The 19,015-nt window shown below is 41.6% G+C and carries 19 protein-coding genes; 17 read left to right on the plus strand and 2 right to left on the minus strand.

Annotated features, from left to right (window positions below; genetic code table 11):
- Position 1 precedes the first annotated feature (1 nt).
- From rfbC to pssE, 12 genes are all read left to right on the plus strand, one after another.
- Positions 2–553, plus strand: a complete 552-nt coding sequence (rfbC, locus tag ACXAEY_RS02540) for a dTDP-4-dehydrorhamnose 3,5-epimerase (RefSeq protein WP_270180238.1) — start codon at positions 2–4, stop codon at positions 551–553.
- A gap of 7 nt (positions 554–560) precedes the next feature.
- Positions 561–1,565, plus strand: a complete 1,005-nt coding sequence (rfbB, locus tag ACXAEY_RS02545) for a dTDP-glucose 4,6-dehydratase (protein ID WP_474810270.1) — start codon at positions 561–563, stop codon at positions 1,563–1,565.
- A gap of 30 nt (positions 1,566–1,595) precedes the next feature.
- Positions 1,596–2,510 (plus strand): glycosyltransferase family 2 protein, encoded by a 915-nt coding sequence (locus ACXAEY_RS02550; protein ID WP_474810272.1) that lies wholly within the window; start codon positions 1,596–1,598, stop codon positions 2,508–2,510.
- 23 nt (positions 2,511–2,533) lie between these two features.
- On the plus strand, positions 2,534–3,235 hold the full coding sequence (locus ACXAEY_RS02555) for a CatB-related O-acetyltransferase (protein ID WP_474810274.1): 702 nt from the start codon (positions 2,534–2,536) through the stop codon (positions 3,233–3,235).
- 55 nt (positions 3,236–3,290) lie between these two features.
- On the plus strand, positions 3,291–3,617 hold the full coding sequence (locus tag ACXAEY_RS02560) for a helix-turn-helix domain-containing protein (RefSeq protein WP_270180235.1): 327 nt from the start codon (positions 3,291–3,293) through the stop codon (positions 3,615–3,617).
- A 14-nt stretch (positions 3,618–3,631) separates the two neighbouring features.
- Positions 3,632–5,116: a right-handed parallel beta-helix repeat-containing protein gene (locus ACXAEY_RS02565; RefSeq protein WP_474810276.1), complete on the plus strand. Its 1,485-nt coding sequence runs from the start codon at positions 3,632–3,634 to the stop codon at positions 5,114–5,116.
- Positions 5,117–5,221: 105 nt separating this feature from the next.
- The gene (locus ACXAEY_RS02570; protein WP_474810278.1) at positions 5,222–6,343 is read left to right on the plus strand and encodes a glycosyltransferase family 4 protein; all 1,122 of its coding nucleotides are present in this window, start codon (positions 5,222–5,224) and stop codon (positions 6,341–6,343) included.
- A gap of 16 nt (positions 6,344–6,359) precedes the next feature.
- Positions 6,360–7,229, plus strand: coding sequence for a dTDP-4-dehydrorhamnose reductase (gene rfbD / locus ACXAEY_RS02575; RefSeq protein ID WP_270180232.1), 870 nt, complete (start codon positions 6,360–6,362; stop codon positions 7,227–7,229).
- A 13-nt stretch (positions 7,230–7,242) separates the two neighbouring features.
- On the plus strand, positions 7,243–8,670 hold the full coding sequence (locus ACXAEY_RS02580; RefSeq protein ID WP_474810280.1) for an O-antigen ligase family protein: 1,428 nt from the start codon (positions 7,243–7,245) through the stop codon (positions 8,668–8,670).
- A gap of 72 nt (positions 8,671–8,742) precedes the next feature.
- A complete protein-coding gene (locus ACXAEY_RS02585; protein WP_474810282.1) occupies positions 8,743–9,897 on the plus strand; it encodes an NAD(P)-dependent oxidoreductase in 1,155 nt (384 codons plus the stop codon).
- A gap of 40 nt (positions 9,898–9,937) precedes the next feature.
- Complete coding sequence (gene pssD / locus ACXAEY_RS02590; protein WP_474810284.1) at positions 9,938–10,387, plus strand: PssD/Cps14F family polysaccharide biosynthesis glycosyltransferase; 450 nt, start codon at positions 9,938–9,940, stop codon at positions 10,385–10,387.
- A complete protein-coding gene (gene pssE / locus ACXAEY_RS02595; protein ID WP_474810286.1) occupies positions 10,384–10,884 on the plus strand; it encodes a PssE/Cps14G family polysaccharide biosynthesis glycosyltransferase in 501 nt (166 codons plus the stop codon). The genes pssD and pssE overlap by 4 nt, the downstream gene beginning before the upstream one ends.
- Positions 10,885–10,920: 36 nt before the next feature.
- Here the strand turns inward: pssE and ACXAEY_RS02600 are convergent, their stop codons facing one another.
- Complete coding sequence (locus ACXAEY_RS02600; protein ID WP_474810288.1) at positions 10,921–12,582, minus strand: right-handed parallel beta-helix repeat-containing protein; 1,662 nt, start codon at positions 12,580–12,582, stop codon at positions 10,921–10,923.
- A 325-nt stretch (positions 12,583–12,907) separates the two neighbouring features.
- On the opposite strand from ACXAEY_RS02600, the gene ACXAEY_RS02605 reads away from it, so the two are divergent.
- The 5 genes from ACXAEY_RS02605 to ACXAEY_RS02625 are packed head-to-tail and all read left to right on the plus strand — an operon-like array spanning position 12,908 to position 17,300.
- Positions 12,908–14,035, plus strand: coding sequence for a nucleotidyltransferase family protein (locus tag ACXAEY_RS02605; protein ID WP_474810290.1), 1,128 nt, complete (start codon positions 12,908–12,910; stop codon positions 14,033–14,035).
- On the plus strand, positions 14,032–14,817 hold the full coding sequence (locus ACXAEY_RS02610; protein ID WP_474810292.1) for a hypothetical protein: 786 nt from the start codon (positions 14,032–14,034) through the stop codon (positions 14,815–14,817). Before ACXAEY_RS02605 ends, ACXAEY_RS02610 begins: the two co-directional genes overlap by 4 nt.
- The gene (locus ACXAEY_RS02615; RefSeq protein ID WP_474810294.1) at positions 14,817–15,077 is read left to right on the plus strand and encodes a PqqD family protein; all 261 of its coding nucleotides are present in this window, start codon (positions 14,817–14,819) and stop codon (positions 15,075–15,077) included. Before ACXAEY_RS02610 ends, ACXAEY_RS02615 begins: the two co-directional genes overlap by 1 nt.
- Positions 15,074–15,547 (plus strand): signal peptidase I, encoded by a 474-nt coding sequence (locus ACXAEY_RS02620; RefSeq protein WP_474810296.1) that lies wholly within the window; start codon positions 15,074–15,076, stop codon positions 15,545–15,547. The genes ACXAEY_RS02615 and ACXAEY_RS02620 overlap by 4 nt, the downstream gene beginning before the upstream one ends.
- Positions 15,525–17,300 (plus strand): ABC transporter ATP-binding protein, encoded by a 1,776-nt coding sequence (locus ACXAEY_RS02625; protein WP_474810298.1) that lies wholly within the window; start codon positions 15,525–15,527, stop codon positions 17,298–17,300. Before ACXAEY_RS02620 ends, ACXAEY_RS02625 begins: the two co-directional genes overlap by 23 nt.
- A gap of 114 nt (positions 17,301–17,414) precedes the next feature.
- Here ACXAEY_RS02625 and ACXAEY_RS02630 read toward each other — a convergent pair whose 3' ends face one another.
- Positions 17,415–18,839: a peptide MFS transporter gene (locus tag ACXAEY_RS02630; RefSeq protein WP_474810300.1), complete on the minus strand. Its 1,425-nt coding sequence runs from the start codon at positions 18,837–18,839 to the stop codon at positions 17,415–17,417.
- Positions 18,840–19,015 lie beyond the last annotated feature (176 nt).

Below are 19,015 nucleotides of genomic sequence, written 5' to 3' on the forward strand. Positions count from 1 at the left end.
GATGAAGGTAATCGATACGAAACTTAGCGGTGTGAAAATCATTGAACCCGATGTTTTTGGAGATGATCGTGGGTATTTTCTAGAAAGCTATAATCAAGAAACGTTCCTTGAACATGGGCTGGATTACACGTTTGTACAAGATAACCACTCGTTATCAAAGGAGAGAGGCGTCATCAGAGGGTTGCATTACCAAGAAGAACCTTATGCACAAACGAAGCTTGTCAGGGTCATCGCTGGATCGATCTACGATGTAGCCGTAGATATTCGTAAGAACTCAAAAACCTACGGTCATTGGATCGGACTAACGTTAAGTGAAAAGAATCATCGTCAGCTCCTGATTCCTCAAGGTTTCGCACATGGGTTTTGCACACTCGAAGCGAACACGCAGGTGTTGTATAAAGTCGATCATGTTTACTCTCCAGAACATGAGAGAGGAATCGTTTGGAACGACCCATACCTAGGTATCACCTGGCCAACTGCTACACCGATATTATCTGAGAAAGACACAGGGTTACCATTTTTAAAAGACGTGACAGAAGCAACGAGGAGGTGAGCTAGACGTGAGGGTGTTGGTGACAGGTGGCGCGGGATTTATCGGAAGTAACTTTATCCATTATTTGTTTGAGAAGCATCCTACGTACTCGATCATCAATGTTGATGCGTTAACGTATGCAGGTAACCTTGAGAACTTAAAGCAAGTTGAACATGATGACCGCTATACGTTCGTGCATGCTGACATTAGTGATCGGGAAGGGATGGCACAAGTTTTTAAGACTCACTCGATAGACGCTGTTGTAAATTTCGCAGCAGAATCACATGTTGATCGAAGTATTGAGCATCCAGAAAGCTTCGTGAATGCGAACATCATCGGTACGCATGTGTTGCTTGATTTAACAAAAACGTACGGTGTTAAGTTCGTGCAGATCTCGACTGATGAAGTGTACGGTTCTCTTGGTGCAGAAGGATATTTTCATGAAGAGATGGCCCTTTCTCCATCAAGTCCATACTCAGCATCGAAAGCTAGCGCAGATTTACTTGCACTTTCGTATTTTAAAACATATGGGTTAGATGTTTGCATTACGCGGTGCTCCAACAACTATGGTCCTTATCAGTTTCCAGAGAAGCTGATTCCTCTGATGATTTCGAATGCGCTAGAAGGTAAGGCGCTGCCGATTTACGGTGATGGACAGAACGTAAGAGATTGGCTTCATGTTAACGATCATTGCTCTGCGATCGACCTTGTTCTGCACGGTGGTAAGGCAGGCGAGGTTTATAATGTAGGGGGAAACACCGAACGAAAGAATATCGAGTTAGTAGAAGCGTTAGTTAAGAAAGTTGGCTGTTCCCGGGATTTGATCACGTTCATTAAAGATCGTCCTGGTCATGATCGGCGCTACGCGATCGATGCGACGAAGATCTCGACTGAGCTTGGCTGGAAACCACGCTTTTCTTTTGAAGAAGGAATAGAAGAAACCGTTAGATGGTATAAAAAGAACCGAGGTTGGTGGGAAAGGGTTAAGACTGGTGAATATGTTTCTTATTATGAAAAGCAGTATCAACCTTGATCAAAATATGACTTATTGAGAGGGAGTTAAATGAAGCGTACACCTTCCGTTTGTATAATTATCGTAAATTACAACAATGCGAGCGATACGATCGAGTGCCTTGAGTCACTTGAGAAGGTCAACTATCCAAACTATGAGGTGATCGTAGTAGATAATTGTTCCTCTGAAAGAGAGGAGCTAGATACGTATCTGTCAAAAAGTAGGTATCGTCTACTTCAACTCGAAGAAAACCTTGGATTTGCTGGGGGAAATAATGCGGGGATCAAGCTTGCTCTAGAAGCGTTTCCGGAACTCGATTACTTGCTCCTATTAAACAACGATACGATCGTCGACCCTGATTTCCTTGGCCCTCTCGTTGAAGAATGTGCTTCGAGTTCTGATATAGGAGGATGCTGTTCTCATATTAACTACTACGATCGACCTGAAGAGACGTGGTATAGCGGTGGGGGAATTCGATGGCTGATCGGTACACCGTTTCATAAAGAAGACGTACGGCAGGAGCGAGATGCAACTGATGAAGGGTTCTTAACCGGCTGTGTGTTTCTTTTCCCTGTTCATCTTATCGAAGAAATCGGTTACCTTCCTGAAGATTACTTTTTATATTTCGAAGATGTGGCTTATAGTCTCGAAATAAAAAAAGCAAACTATCGATTGCGTTATGTTCCACAATCTCTCGTCTATCACAAAGTGCAAGCGACAACTGGCTACCGTTCGCCTCTCTCAAATTATTATGGTACACGCAACAACCTTCTTTTCATGTCGAGGTATTCGAAGAAAACGATTTATCCGATCTTTTTCGTTTATTTTATTGTGAAGAACGCAGTAAAGTACGTGCTCTACTTTCTAAAAGGGAAAGAGTTTTATAGTATTCGTGAAGCCATCGTTTGTGCTTTTATCGATTACTTCAGGCGAGCGATGGGCAAACGAGTTCAGAAAGCCAATTAGGAATAGGAAGAGGGGGGAAAGGTATGAAGTTCCTAAAGAAGTCTATTCCACACTCCGTAAAAAATTGGTTGAAGTTGAAGAAGTTCAAACAGCTTCATTCAGCAGTCTACATTGGACCAGGCGTTCAGATCGACCCCAATACGACGAGGATGGGCAAACATTGTGGAATCAACGATTATTCAAGGGTTTCTCACTCTACGATCGGTGATTATACGTATGCTTCTAGAAACAATAACATCATGAATAGCACGATTGGGTCTTATTGCTCGTTCGGCCCAGGTTGTCAGATGGGACTCGGTTCACATCCTGCTCATTTCGTTAGCACATCACCTATTTTTTATTCATCGTACGGCCAATTAAATAACGAAACGTGGGTCGATAAAGAGTATTACGATCACTTCGAAGGGGTTACGATTGAGGATAATGTTTGGCTCGGTGCGAACGTCATCGTTTTAGACGGCGTAACAATTGGGGAAGGGGCGATCGCTGCTGCAGGGTCGATCGTAACGAAAGATGTTCCTCCGTATGCGATTGTGGGCGGGGTACCTGCAAAAGTGCTGAAATACCGTTTTGATAAAGAAACGATCGAGAAACTCGTTTCTCTTAACCTATTTTCTAAAGGAGAGGAATGGTTGAAAAAGCATTTATCTGGGGCAGTCACACCAGCAGATTTATTCAACGATGTAGCCGTAGAAAACAAAGCGAGTGAAAAGCTCTATGGTTGAGATGAGTAAAGGTAAGGTGCCAGCTGTCTGTTGGGATGAGGGGGAACTCTCACACATGGTAGGAGAAAATGTAAGGAAGATTAGAAGGGAAAAGGGGATTTCATTATCCGTTCTCGCTGAGCGTGCGTTAGTTTCAAAATCTTACCTTAGCAATATTGAACGAAACCTTAAGACGAATCCGACGATCGATGTGCTATTACGTGTCAGTAAGGTGCTCGAAGTCGATTTATATGACTTACTGGATGTTGATCGGTTATCGCTATCGAATGAGCTGACGGGAGTCGTACAACTTGCTCATGAAGAAGGGATTACAACGCAGCAGCTCAGTGAGTATAAGATCCTATTCGATTTTATCAAATGGCACAGTCAGCAGGAGAATTGAGTTAGGAGGGAGCTATGGTTGTAAAATGGCTTGTTTCCCTTTTCCTTGTCTTTGTCGTCGTATTCATACTCGTTCTTCCAAAAGAGTATGATATTCAGGCATCGATCGATCAGAAACATAGAGAGGGAGGAGGGGCTGTAGAGCTACCTCCTAGAACTATTTATCTAGAAGACACGATCGTTCTAAGGTCAGGTGTACATTTAAAAGGTGCGGAGAATGGTCAAACCATTCTTAAAATCAAAGCGAAGATTCATGGTGAGCCTAACCGTGCTAAGTTACTAGAAGCAGAAGAAGGTGCAGTTGATGTCAAAGTTAGTAACATCACATTCGATGGTGACAAACAAAATAGAGAATCGTTGATCGATGATCCTAGTGCACACACGATCAGTTTTCCGTTCGTAAAGAACTTCGAAATCTATCATACTACTATCATCAATTCAGCAGGTGCCTCGATCGTTCTCTATAATGCTGAAGATGGCCTTGTTGAGAACAATACGATTATAGATAGTGGCTCTAATGGGATACTTGGGCTTCAGGCAATGAAAAACATCGTTGTGAAGGGAAACACGGTTAAACAGGTAGATTATCAGAACGGAATTTATTTTAGTTATCAGGAAGGTAAGTCGAGTGAAAACATTATAATTGAAGGAAATACGGTCGAGAATGCTGGAGACTTTGGTATCGAAGTTGGCCATAACGTTAAAGAGGGTGACACCCCTCACCGTCAAATCGTCATAGCACTGAACACTGTTCTACACTCTCAAAACGCAGGCATTGCCTTTCGCACGGTCAGCCAGGGGCGGATCGAACATAACACGATCGAAGGATACGGCAAGACCGGTGGGTATGGTGGAGATGGAATCTTTGTTGAAGGTGGATTTAATAAGGCGTATGACGTCTCTGTTACAAACAATTTCGTGAAACAAACTTATGAGAATGGAAATGCTAACGGTATTTATATTACTGGAATTGATGGGGCTTTAGTCGAAAGGAATACTGTATTGAACAGTAACGGAAAAGGCATATTTGTTCAGGCTTCTAACTTAGGGGAAGCGACGGCAGATTTTAAAGATGGTTTACGAGAATACGAGCGAATTACGATTAGAAAAAACGAGATTTTCGAAAGTAAGAACGAAGGGATCCACCTACAAGGAGCGGGTTCAGAGAATAATGAAATTGTTGATAATCATGTGAAAAGGAACCGGTCAACAGGTATTTTTGTCGCAAACATCTATCGAAGCAGTGGACTCGAAATAGAAGACAATACCGTAACAGATAACGAAGCGAACGGGATCGAAGTTTACAATCAGGATGATTTGCGGCTAGATGAAAATACTGTGGAAAGCGGCGGAAAAGCTGCAATCAAAGTAGTGAGCACACGCTATGGCCAAATTACGAACAATACGCTTCGAATCGCTGATGTTGATGGGGCGTATGAACCGATCATCATTGAGAGTTCTGAAGATATCGAAACACAAAATAATATAGAATTATACTGATTTGTTCTTTTTACAGAATTAAAACATTCGCTATATTGTACAATAGCGTAACTAATGTTACAATCGTTCTATATAGAGAACATACGAGGGGACGGTGAAAATGCGATGAACGTGCTGCATGTTGTCCGGCAGTTTCGACCTTCGATTGGCGGGATGGAAAGCTTTGTTGAGAGTCTCGCTTTGCATTTGAAGCAGAAGGGCATCGATTCTGACGTTCTTACACTGGACCGAGAGTTTGCTACTGGAAACAAACTTCCAACTTCATCGATTGAAAATGGAATCAATGTAACGCGCATCCCATATGTAGGTTCAAAAAAGTACCCTGTTGCGCTTTCTTCTATCTCCTATCTATCGAACTATGACCTCATTCATGTCCATGCCGTCGATTTTTTTATCGATTACTTCACATGGTTCAAGGCGATTCATAAGAAACCGATCGTCCTTTCCACACACGGCGGATTTTTTCATACTCAAGATCTTGTACAGTTCAAGAAAGTCTATTTCCAAACGATGACGCGGATGAGTCTTATGCAGGCAGATCGAATCCTCGCTTGCAGCATCAATGATTACGAACTCTTTCAACCACTTGGGAAGAGAAAGACGGAGATCATCGAAAACGGCATCGACTTTGATGCGTACCATCGTGTTTCACACGTTAAAAAGCAACGAAATCGATTCTTGTTTGTTGGAAGGTTTTCTCAAAACAAGAGAATCGATAAACTTGTGACGTTAATTCACTTATTAAAAGATGAAAACCCTGATATTAGCCTTTGCATCGTAGGAAAAGATTTCGATAACTTGAAAGATGGATTGATCAACAAAATCAAAGAGTACGAGTTAGAAGACTATGTGTCGATCAGAGAATCTTTGCCCAATGAAGAACTTTTAGAAGAGATGGGGAAAGCTGAATATTTTATCTCGGCTTCCGCTTACGAAGGATTTGGAATGTCTGCATTAGAGGCGATGTCTTCAGGAGCGATTCCGATCTTAAGTGATATTCCATCTTTCAAGAAGATGGTCGATCATGGAAAGAACGGCTACGTGCTCGATTTTACTGACGTTCGTTCAGCTGCTATTCACGTAAATGATGTGATTAAGAAGTCAAACAAAAATCAATTAAAACAAGCAGCGATCGAAACAGCGAGAAACTATTCCTGGGGATCAGTTGTAGATCGATTCGAAAAGGTTTATAGGGATACGATTGAGCAAAGTGTAGTGCATCAATAGGATAGGCGGTGCTGAAATGAAAAAGGTGTTGATCACTGGAGCAAAGGGTCAGCTTGGAAGTGAGCTCGTTCCCATTTTATCAAGCCGAGGTTATCTCGTTTACCCATTTGGAAGTCGTGAGTTAGACATCACGAATCAAAGCCTTGTGAATGAATCGGTTAAAGATGTAAATCCAAGCGTTATCATCCACTGTGCAGCTTACACGAATGTGGATCAGGCTGAGTCAACTATTCAGCGTGCATTTGAAGTTAACGCAGTCGGAAGTCGAAATGTTGCGGTTGCAGCGAGGAACGTGAACAGTAAGCTCGTTTATCTCAGCACCAACTACGTTTTCGACGGAATGAAGAGAACAGCTTATACAGAATACGACACTCCGAATCCAATCAATGTTTATGGAAGTTCGAAGTTGGCTGGGGAGCAATATGTGAAAGAATTTTCTCCAAATCACTTCATCCTTCGAACATCCTGGCTATATGGCGGAGACCATAAAAACTTCGTAACGATGATGCAGGATCTTGCTAAGAAGAAAGACTCGTTATCAATTGTGACCGATCAAATCGGAAACCCTACCTACACGTACGATCTTGCGAACAAGATGATTGAAATCTTTGAAACTGAGAAATATGGAACCTATCATGTGTCGAATAGCGGTCAATGCAGCTGGTTTGAATTCGCGAAGGAAATTTTTCATGTCTCCAACATCGCGATCGAATTGTCACCAGTGACCACAGAAGAGTACGCTGCTCCTGCACCTCGACCTAAAAACTCAACGATGGAACCGTTCAATTTAACGCTGAATAACTTTCTCGTTATGAGGAGGTGGGAAGAGGCGCTAAGGGAGTATGTGAAGGAAATCGAAAAGAGGGCCTTATGGAAAGTAAATTAGGAGGATGTCGCCGATGGATCACACGCTTCAGAAACTACCTGTTCCACTCATCATAGGAATCCTTTTTCTTGCTGGTCTATCTGGTCTTATGTCCACCGTTAATCTGTTGGCCATGGTCGTCTTAAGCATCCCAGTAATGATTGTTCTCTTCTATCCTATTTCTATAGAAAGACTTATTACAACGATTGCGCTCGTCATCTTCATCGATGTTTCGTTCATCGTCGTGTCAGGATCTTACATTCGTATCTATCAACTGTTGCTTACTGTCGTATGCGTAAAATTAGTGATCGAATATTTACTGCAAAAACGGCAGCTATGGAAAGTGCCATTATTTTTCCTCATCAACCTTTGGGTGTTGAGTTACTTTCTGAGCTATCAACATGTTCTGAGCATGAAGGATTTCTGGGTCTCCGTTATCGGACAGCTATTCTTAAACTTGTTTTTCTTTATATCCGTTCAATGCATTCGTGAAAAAGAGCTGCCTTTCTTCATGAAGATCGTAAAGTTCACGATCCTATCAGGATTCATCGTCGTGGTTGTTGGAATCTTGCAGTGGATCGGTTTCTTTCTGGGAATTCACATCGGCATTAGTCACTATGATGCGATTGGGATTCCGCGACCATCTTCTTTTGCATACGAACCAGACTGGTTCGGCTTATTCGCAGCCTATACGTCTATATGGTTCCTTGTCTTGTTTATCCGAAAAGATACAACGCTGTTTAGTGAGAAGTTTGTGCAGTATGCGATGGCACTCTCTTTTCTAGGCATCTTCATCAGCATGGCACGAGCTAGTATTGTAGCCTTCATATTCGCTGGTCTTTACTTACTTGTTGTAACAAAGAACATTCGAATACTGAAGATGGCAATTTCCGCTGCAACATTAGTCATGCTCTTACTCGTCGTTCTATTTGCTGTCGATCAGAACATTTTTAAAGAAATTACGAATCGCTTTAATCCCGCCACCTCTGTCAAAACTGATCGCGGTGCTGCAGATAGCCGTTTAGGTTCGATCGAACTCATGTGGGATTACATCCAAAAACATCCGATCGTAGGAAATGGAAGCGGCGGAATGGCTTTACTATCAGAATTAGAAGAGAACAAAATCAAATATGCGGGCGGGGGAGATCTCAACACTGGAAAAGGAAATGCGAATATATTTTTATCGGTATTATTTGATACAGGTGTTGTAGGGTTAGCGATTTTTTTACTCATCATCAGCCGTATCATCTGGATGCTAAAACAAACCTACAACAAAAATGATTTTGTATCATTAGGTCTCATTGGGTGCAGCATCCTGGTATTAGTGAACTTCAACTTTAATAATGGTTTCCGGATGGGGTTCGTGTGGTTCCATCTTGCCCTCGTCGTTTCATACTTCCTTCTTAAGAAGCAAAAGAGAGAAGAAGATAGAGAGATCGATATGATCGACCGTTCTCTATAACGGTCTACAGAGAGGTTAAGGAGGGAGAACGATATAAAAATTAGATCGGCTCGATTGGGAGGGTACTTGGTAATGAGAAAAAAAATAGGGGTTGTCGGAACAGGGTTTATTGGAACAGGTCTTATCAACTTACTACAGCAACATAAAGAACTAGCTGTTGGGAAAGTGCTGACAAGGAGAAATATATCTACTATCAAGAATATACCAAGGCACCTTCTAACAAATTCAGTCGATCGATTCCTCGATAGCGTCGATCTGATCGTGGAGTGTTCAGGAGATGTGCTTCATGGATCTTACGTGATCAATGAGGCGATGAAAGGTTCATTACCGGTTGTAACGATGAACTCAGAATTGCAGATTACGACTGGAACCTACTTCGCCCAAAAAGGATTTATTACTGAGGCAGAAGGAGATCAACCTGGGTCGATCGCAGCACTTAGAGAAAATGTGATGGAGATGGGTTTCACTCCTCTCGTATATGGAAATATCAAAGGCTATTTGAATGAAAACCCAACTCCTGATGAGATGGCCTATTGGTCAAAGAAAAATGGTATCAGTTTGGGAATGGTGACATCATTTACTGACGGTACAAAGGTGAATATTGAACAAGTTCTCGTTGCGAATGGATTAAATGGAGCACTCGCGAACCATCGGTCTCCAGGTATCGCTGCAAAAAGTGTTGAAGAGGGAGGGAATACACTAGCAGCTGATGCAAAGAAGATGGGGCTTCCAATCAGTGATTACATATTGTGTTCTTCTGGCCCTCCGGGGGTTTTTATAACAGCTGAACATAATCGTAATCAAGCAGCCGCGCTGAACTATTTAAAGATGGGGCAAGGACCGTACTACACGATCCTTCAGAACCATCATCTTTGTCATCTTGAAATCATCAAGACGATTAAACGAGTCTTGAGAGGCGGGGGGATCCTATTAAATAACTCAACGAAGCCCACGTATAGTGTAGGTGCTACTGCAAAAAGAACGCTGTCGCCCGGAGATAGGATTGAGAAAGGAATCGGCAGCTTCGATGTTAGGGGAACGGTGACGGAGATTTCAAAAAATCCAGATCATATTCCGATCGGGTTGTTATCACAAGCCACTTTGAAACGAACTGTGAAAGCTGGGGAAGAGCTTCAGTTTGACGATGTGACTATTCCACAAAGCATCGCGTTAGAAGCCTGGCGTAAAACTGTGCTCGTTAACGGAAGTCTGATTCGTTCACTTTAACCAAACGTTTTGCCAATCTAAACGAATGGGAGATGTTTAGATGAAGATTTGTTTAGTAGGATCTAGCGGCGGCCATTTAATGCAGTTGTATCAGTTAGAAAAGTGGTGGGGTAAGCATGATCGATTCTGGGTGACATTTGAAAAACAAGATAGCTGTTCCTTACTGAAAGATGAAAAGCGCTATTGGTGTTATTATCCTACGAATCGTAATATCAAAAATTTGATAAGAAACACCTTTTTGAGCTGGAGGGTTCTTATTAAAGAACGACCAGATATTATTATTTCGACTGGTGCTGCACCTGCCATTCCATTCTTTTATATTGGAAAACTGCTGGGGAGTAAGCTGATCTATATCGAAGTGTACGACCGAATTGAACTTTCGACCCTCACTGGAAAAATCGTCTATCCTATTACAGATAAATTCATCCTTCAATGGGAAGAACAGAAGAAAATGTATCCTAAAGGTGAATTTTTAGGAGGATTATTATGATCTTTGTAACCGTAGGAACGCATGAGCAGCCTTTTGATCGATTAGTGAGTGAAATCGACGATTTGATCGAGAAAGGGATGATCAATGAAGAAGTTTTCGTTCAAATAGGGTATACCACCTATAAACCGAAGCACTTCGAGTATGAACCTTTGATAAGCTACGATCAAATGATAGAGAAAGCACAGCAGGCATCGATTATCATAACTCATGGAGGACCTGGCAGCATTATGCTTCCTCTTTCAATGGGGAAAACACCTATCGTTGTCCCAAGGCAAGCACAGTTTGCTGAACATGTAGATGATCATCAGGTATATTTCGCAAAACGGTTGGAGCAGGAGAATCGAATCGTGACAGTTTTAGATATTTCGACGTTGAAAGATGCTATTCAATCTCTCGAGGGAAGAGACTCAGAGTTCGTTCGTGTGAGTGAAAACTCTAATCTTGATTATTTCATTGGAAGGTTGGATGAAATAGCGGTAGGACTTATTGAGGGTTAAAAAAACAGTGATGGGACTCCCTATCACTGTTTTACATTAGTTAGAGCGTAGAGCAAATTGAACGATATTTTTAACGATACTTAAAACTTCATCGATGGTTTCACTATCTAGATTTTCAAGTCCTACCACTGCATCGAAAAGTTTCTCTTCAAATTCAGCAGAGTCCTTTGGCTGGTAGGTAATGTCGGATTCTGTGTAGTTTGGTGAATTGATCACTAGCTTCGATTTCGTGCCGCCTATTAGTCTAACGCCATCGTTTGTGACTCTTCCGTTTGTTTGTCTAACAACAATATAATAGAGTTGCGTAGGTGTATCTTGATCATCCTTAAACGTATTTTCAATAAGTGCACCATTACCTACGGCAGTTAAGCGGACTCCTGCTTGTCTATTCTCGACACCATCAACAGCCTGCCCATTGTTCACGAGCTTATTTTCATTGAGCGAAAAGTCTCGCTGTCTAAAAATCCCGATGCCTTCGAAGGAGCTCGAAGTAACGGTATTTCTCTCGATCATAATCCCCATGTTCTCATCATCAAGGTTTGCTATTAAAATCCCTTCTTCACCGCTGTTTGTGACGATGTTCCCAATTATTCTATTTTCTTGAGAAGCTTCTCCTTGAAACTGTATACCGACACCTTTAGGGTTTGAAATCTCGTTTTCTAGAACAGTAATGTTATTGTACCTTCTCCTGCCGTTTGGAAAATCGTTTGTCGTCACCCCCATCACAGAGGCTTGAGCAAAGACCCCTTTTCCATTGCTATCGACCAATTGGTTTCCTACCACGTTGACTTGATCTACTCCTGTAATGTAGATTGCATTTGCATTTCCAGTAGTATTGGTTTGTTTGACGGTGTTATTCATAACGTTGACTTTTTCCGCCCGATTTCTAAAGCCTTCAACGAAGATTCCATCTCCTCCGTATCCTCCGTTCTTCCCGTATCCTTCGATCACATTATCTTCGATCAGTCCAAAGCTAACCGTTCTAAACGCGATTCCACTGTTTTGTGAGTTCACTACCGTGTTATTTCGAACGACGATTTCTGAGTGAGCAGGATCGCCTTCCGCTACAGTATGTCCAACTTCAATTCCAAAATCAGCAGCATTCTTTATCGTGTTGCCTTCAATTGTAATAGTAGAAGATGACTTGCCGAGTTGGTAACTGAAAAAGATGCCGTTTTGAAAGTCAGTATTTTCAATAGTGTTATTGAGAACTGAGATGCTCCTACAATCTTGTAGGGCTAATATGCCATTTGATCCACTGTTCTTAATCGAACAATCTTTGATTGTCCCGTTAGTAGAATTGTAAAGAACGATCGAAGCACTAGCCGAGTTAATGATTTCGACTTGGTCTAGTTCGAAATGATTGCACCATGCAACTTCAACCGTATGTGCATAGGGATCATTGATAAGGTCTTCTCTACTATACTTAACGCCATCGAACGTTACGTTACTAATCTTGATGTTATCACTGCGGTCCGCAATTAAGAGCTTGTGACTAGCAGATATGCCATTCGCGTCTTTTGGATTTATCTTAAGAATTGATTTCCCCTGGCCGGCGCCTTGTAAGTGAACACCAGCTTTCAAGATAAGTGGCTCAGTAAGAATATACGTGCATTCTTCTATAAGAACAGTGCCTCCACCTGAAGCGCTTGTACGATTAATTTGTTCTTGCAACAAACGTTGTGAACAAGCTTCCATATGTTGCTTCCTCCTTATATCTTTTAAAATAGATTGCTATTTACTAGTTTATGAATGCTTGAACGAAGTTGGACTAGTTAAGAAGCTTAAGTTTGTATAAAGCCAGAAAATAAAATTAGAATTTTTAGATAAATAAAGTTGAACTCGTTCATTGTGTGCGTTATAATGAACGTGTGAAGTAGAAATCGAGTGAAAAGGAGGTGGATTTATGAAGAAACCTTACGAAGCTCCTAAAGTTCTTGCACACGAATCTGTTTCTTTTGAGACAAAACAATCGGGTGGGAAAAAGAAGGACGATTAACTTCTATTTAAGAGGAGGTGCGCTATGATCCTGTCTTTGCTTGAAAAGTTGTTCACTAATGAAGAGATTGTAGAAGGGGAGGAAAGTGACTACATAGGTTTGGTACGTGATGTAGAAGTGTTCGCTATAAAGTCACAGATACATCATTATCTTAAGGATCGTACACAGACTGAAAGAGTAACTCAACTCCTCTCAGAGCAAGTGAAAGAATCTTCTCAGAGGGCAGCTTATCAGAATTTAATGCTTAGACATGAGCTATTCCACCTCCTTGACGTGTTTGATTCTGAAGCCATTTCCGTAATTCCGTTAAAGGGTGTTGTTTTCTCTGAAGAGTATTTCGGAGATTTTGCAGCAAGGGGGACGGCAGACATCGATCTGTTCATCCGTCCCTCCGAACTGCAAACGGCGATCGCGCTCGTAAAAGAACAAGGATTTACAAACGAGGAAGAAGAAGATCCCACGAACAATCATTGCACGTTCGTAAAAGTAAACGCTGGTTTATCAGTATCAGTAGAACTGCATTGGAACTTAGATAAAGAGTACTCTTCCAACGTTGATCCCGGTATCTTCTGGGTTAATTCTGAGCCATACTCCGATTTCAAGTATGTCAGGGTGTTATCGAAGCAGGATACGTTGTACTATACGTGTTTACATGCTGCGAGGCACAATATGGACTCAGTTAAATACTTCATAGACTTGCTTCAAATCATTACCACATTTCCTTCTCAAATTGATTTCACAGAGATTAAAAAACGGGCAAAACGAGATAAAACTTGGAGGAAAGTTAACGCTGTTCTCACTATTCTTTACCGGGAGTGTCGATTTCTTCATGAAATCAAACTGTATCCGTACACTACTTTTGTATTCTGGAGCTTAGCTCTTGCTCGTCGAACTCACACAGGGAAGAAAAATCTAGCTTACTATCTTTATCGATTTTATTTTGATTACTTACTCGTAGATACTCTAGCTTTTTTGATCACAGGCGCGAAATGGTTTCACTATATTAATCCACCAAGGATGTATCTTATGTATTTTCTTGGGGAAGATCGAGAATCGATATCGAAATGGACACTCTTAAAAGAGTATTATCGAGTGATGTTTCATCAACCGTTCAATTTTAAAAGTGTGAAGAGCAGGGGGGAGAGTTCATGAAAATGGTCATGATTGAAATCGGAGAACACTTGTTAGCGATTGAGACTGGTTCAGATAAAGCCATGGGATTTGTGAACGAAAATTTTAAGATTATACCAAATCCCGAGGGTGTTAGAGAATCACTAAAGGTGTCTATAGAATATGGCTACGGTTATCCTTTTATGAGTTTTGATGTAGCTATTCAAAAGGGTAACGGATCTGTTTTCTATAATCGCGGCGACTATCTCATCGAGGTAGACGAAAATTACGCTAAAGCGACCATAAAAGCGTATAACGACTTTGCGCTTAAACACGCATTGATGAACTTGTATAGTGCTTTCATCGTTCATCATAAGTGGGGCCTTCTCATTCATTCCTCTTGTATAAAAGAGCATGAGAAAGCGTTTATCTTCACTGGACACTCTGGTGCAGGTAAATCGACTGTAGCCGAATTATCGAGCCCGCGAACGATCTTATCTGATGAAGCCACAGTGGTGAAGGTTACGAGTGGTGATGTTCAGGCGTTTGACTCCCCCTTTAGAAGTGATACGGTGGCTTCTTTTTCTGAAAAACCGCTGAAGCTTGCTGGAATCCAACTTCTTGAACAATCATCAACGATCGAGAGGGTTAAGTTAGAAAAAGCCGAGAGTGTTATGAAAATGCTCGATAAGATTTTTTATTGGGCGTATGATCCAGCAGAAACTCAAAAGTTATTTTCCCTTCTACAACAGCTTGTTCGAGTGGTACCTGTCTATAATCTTAAGTTTCAGAAGAATGATGCTTTCTGGGAGGAGATATCGTAATGACTACTTATATTCGTAAAACGAATCTAGACGCTGTGGAAATGGACGGAAACTGGGTGATTCTTCACCCGAGTGATTACACTGTTACGAAATTAAACGGAATCGGTGGTGAATGCTGGTCCCTCTTGAAAGAAAAGCAATCCGTAAGTTCTTTAAGGGAAGAAATTCAGCGTCACTATGATGTCGCTGACGATGTAGCGGAAAAGGATATTGAGGATTTCTTGAATCATATGTTGGATGCTGGCTTAGTAACAACATGAATGAGCATGCTACCATCCTACGTACTTTGATGAACGAACACGGTCAACTAGAGGTTCCTTCAAAAGGAATGAGTATGTATCCATTCATAAAAGAAGGTGACTGCTGCGTATTTGAAACGATGGATCTCTCCCTCATCAAACGTGGTGACGTCGTTTTGTTTCAGTCGAGAGATGGCAATCTAACCGGACATCGGTTTATTAAATCTCATAAAAGCAGTACAAAACAATGGTTCATCTTCAAGGGAGACACGAATCTTTACCCTGATGCGCCTGCTCGGGAGAGTGAAATAATCGGCGTGTTAACGAGTATTAGTAGAAATAATAGAACGATTAGGATGAACAGTCCTCTTATCAAAGCATATAGTCTCTCGTTCAGCTATTTACGATTTTTCTCAGTTCTTGCACACATCTACGTGAACAAAATCCTAAAGAAAAGGGATCTTGCCGATGAACATTCTCGCTCCTATTAAAAGAAGCATTGATGCAGGTGATATCCGTAGTTCATTAGCTTTTCTTTTTCCCTATATTAGAACGTACTGGAGAAGCTATTGCTTTCTCCTTTTTATTTTAGTTACTGATGTTTTCATCATTATTTTATTTGCCTGGCTGATGCAGCATATAACGGACCAAGCCGTTCAAGGCAATTTTGACAACTTGCTCAAGCTTTTTTCAATCGGTCTCGGCTCGTTATTCGTTAGTATTTTTCTTGATTATTTTAATACGTATTTTAGAACGTCAACGGTGAGTCATGTGAAGAAAGATTTACGGATTGATATGTACCATCGTTTCCTATCGATGCCTTACGCATCTTTTTCAAAGAATCATTCGGGTAAGCTGTTATCGAATGTAACGAATGATATCGATAAGATCAATGGAGCGGTGGGGGGCGTTTTGCTTAATCTTATCAGACTACCGATCATGATTCTTTCAGTGTTTGCCTATTTGATTTATCTCAACTGGCAGTTATCGATGATCTTCCTCCTTCTTGCCCCATTTACACTCGTTTGCGGACTTATTTTTGGTAAATTAATGAGAGATCGAAACCGAACGATTCATGGTAAAGTGGAAGACCTTCATATTACGCTAAATGATAGCTTTGCAGGAAATCTTGTTTTACGAGTCTTTAATTTAGAACAGTTTTTCTCACGAAAATACCAAAAGAACTCTGATGAACTTTTTGACAACGAATTAAAAGAAGCTTCAATGCGAAGCTGGTTTAATTCTTCAGCTAACCTAGCTGGAACGATGTCCTTCTTCATAACGCTTGGACTCGGAGCTTTTCTCGTTTCAGATGGTGAGATCACGGTAGGTGTCCTTCTCGCCTTTGTTAGTCTCATGCAGCACCTTGTTTATCCTCTTACTGATTTAGCGGGTGAATGGGGAGGGTTTCAGCGTTCAATCGCCGCTGTGGAGCGAATTAAGGAGGCGATGGATGTTCCGCCTGAGATGGACATTGGGGAAGTTGTTGATGAGGATAGGGCATTGTATCAGTGTATTGAGTTTAAGAATGTGGATTTTCAGTACCAGGGCTGTGAGAAGCTGTTCAAGGATTTCTCGTTAACGATTCTGGCAGGCAAAGTCACGGCCCTCGTTGGGCCAAGCGGTGGCGGGAAAAGTACGCTTCTCCATCTTCTTCAAAGAGTTTATCGGGCTGATAAGGGTGACATTCTATTCGACGGAAAGTCAGTCGAATCGATGTCCGTTTCACAACAAAGAAGTTATTTTTCCTATGTCCCTCAAGAAACATTTCTCTTCAGTGGAACGATTGAGGAGAACATCGCTCTAGGAAAGCCAGGAGCAAGTTCTAGAGAAATAATCGAAGCAGCTCAGAAAGCCAATGCTCACTCGTTTATTGTAGAACTCTCTAAAGGTTACGACACGCAGGTAGGCGAGCGAGGAGCACGGTTGTCAGGAGGGCAAAAGCAGCGTATTGCCATTGCACGAGCGATATTGAGAGATGCACCTATCTTACTGTTAGATGAAGCGACTTCAGCGTTGGACAACGAATCTGAACGCCTCGTGCAAGAAGCGCTCGATCGGCTCATGATAGGGCGTACAACGATCATGATCGCTCACAGGCTTTCTACGATTCAGCATGCGGATCATATCGTTGTGATCGATAACGGCGAGATCGTTGAATTTGGCACGCACGATGACCTCATTCGCTCGGATAATGTGTATGCTAATCTTTATCAGAAGAAGGCAGTGAGGCTAGCTCGTTGACTAGAACGGTGCCTGTCACCACCCGGTTTTGCTCGACTGGTGTCGAACAAAAAGAGGCGGTTCCCGAGAATGGGAACCGCCTCTTAAATGATTTCATGATTTCTTGGAATGCTATTAACTAGCTTGTTGAATCTTATTTCCGTGAACGTCTTCGTCAACATGCATCAGCTTTTGAAGCTTCTTAGACATGAGCAATAGAATTACTCCTAGTCCAAGTGCTGCCACTCCGAGGTATACGAAGATTTCTAAATATCCTGCTGAAGTGGTTAGTGATGCGATATGACCTGCTAGGTAGTTTGCGACTGAGTTACTCAAGAACCAAGCACCCATCAAGAGTGATGCGATCTTCACTGGTGACATTTTACTTACTAGTGAAAGACCGATCGGTGATAGTGCTAACTCCCCTAGTGTGTGCAAGAGGTATGTGAAGACCATGAACAGCATGCTGGCTTTCACCGTGATGCTTCCGTCATCACTTCCTGTCATAAGAACTGCTGGGACCATAACCATGAAGCCTAGTCCAAGGAGAATGAGACCGAACGCCATTTTCGTTGGAATGGAGAAGTCTCCACTCTTCGTTTTAGATAGCTTGATCCATAGAGCAGAGATTACAGGAGCAAGTAATAGAACAAACAGTGGATTCAATGACTGGAACCAGGATACAGGAACTTCGTAACCAAATACGGTTCTGTCAATGAAATCACGTGTGTAAAGAGTAAAGGATGCTCCGGCCTGTTCGAAACCAGCCCAGAAGATAACAACGAATACTGCAAGGATAAGAATAACTGCTGTACGTTGTTTTTCAACTTTCGTAAGTGGTTTCGCTTTGCCTTTCACTGTAGGCGAAACTCTTTGAGAAGAAGGTTTTGTACCAACATCTCCAAGATACTTTTTCGCAAGCAAGTTAAATGTAAGCTGTCCGATAATCATACCGATTGATGACGCAAGGAAAGCATATTTAAAACCGAACGTTTCAATTCCACCATCTGTTGAGTGGAAAAGGTCAGCGTATAGGAATCCTGCAACGAGCGGGGAAATGAGTGCCCCAAGGTTAATTCCCATATAGAAAATTGTAAAAGCTGAATCTTTACGTGGATCGTTTTTGGTATAAAGTTCACCAACAAGAGTTGAAATGTTGGGTTTGAAAAAGCCGTTCCCTAGAATCAATAATAGTAGTCCTAAATAAAGACCCCATTGCTCTTGTATCGCAAATAAGGTAAAATCACCCACGGCCATTGTTATACCACCGATGGTGATTGCTGTACGTAATCCCATGAATTTATCGGTCAAGTACCCTCCGATGAGTGGAGTAAAGTATACGAGACCTGCATATATACCGTAGAGCTGAAGTGCTTTTCCATTATCCATACCAAGACCGCCGCTGATCAATTCAGCCGTCAAATATAGAATTAGAATGGATCTCATTCCGTAGTAGCTATAACGCTCCCACATTTCTGTGATGAATAGCAAGTATAAACCGGGAGGGTGCTTCCCCTTACCTTTAGGCGGTTTCACCTTGCTGTCTACTGTGGTGTCCATGTTGTAACCTCCATGTTGTTTAAAATAGCACTTTCCCATTTTAGCAAATTATTTGTCAACTTAAAGAGTTAGCAAAAATGTTCCCCTATTTTAAATGTTTGTAAATTTGTAAATAATTTATTAAAAATATGTGCGATTTTACAGAGATAGCGTTATCATACATAGAGTTATGCTAC

It is taken from the genome of Anaerobacillus sp. ABA4_114, from assembly GCF_056159065.1.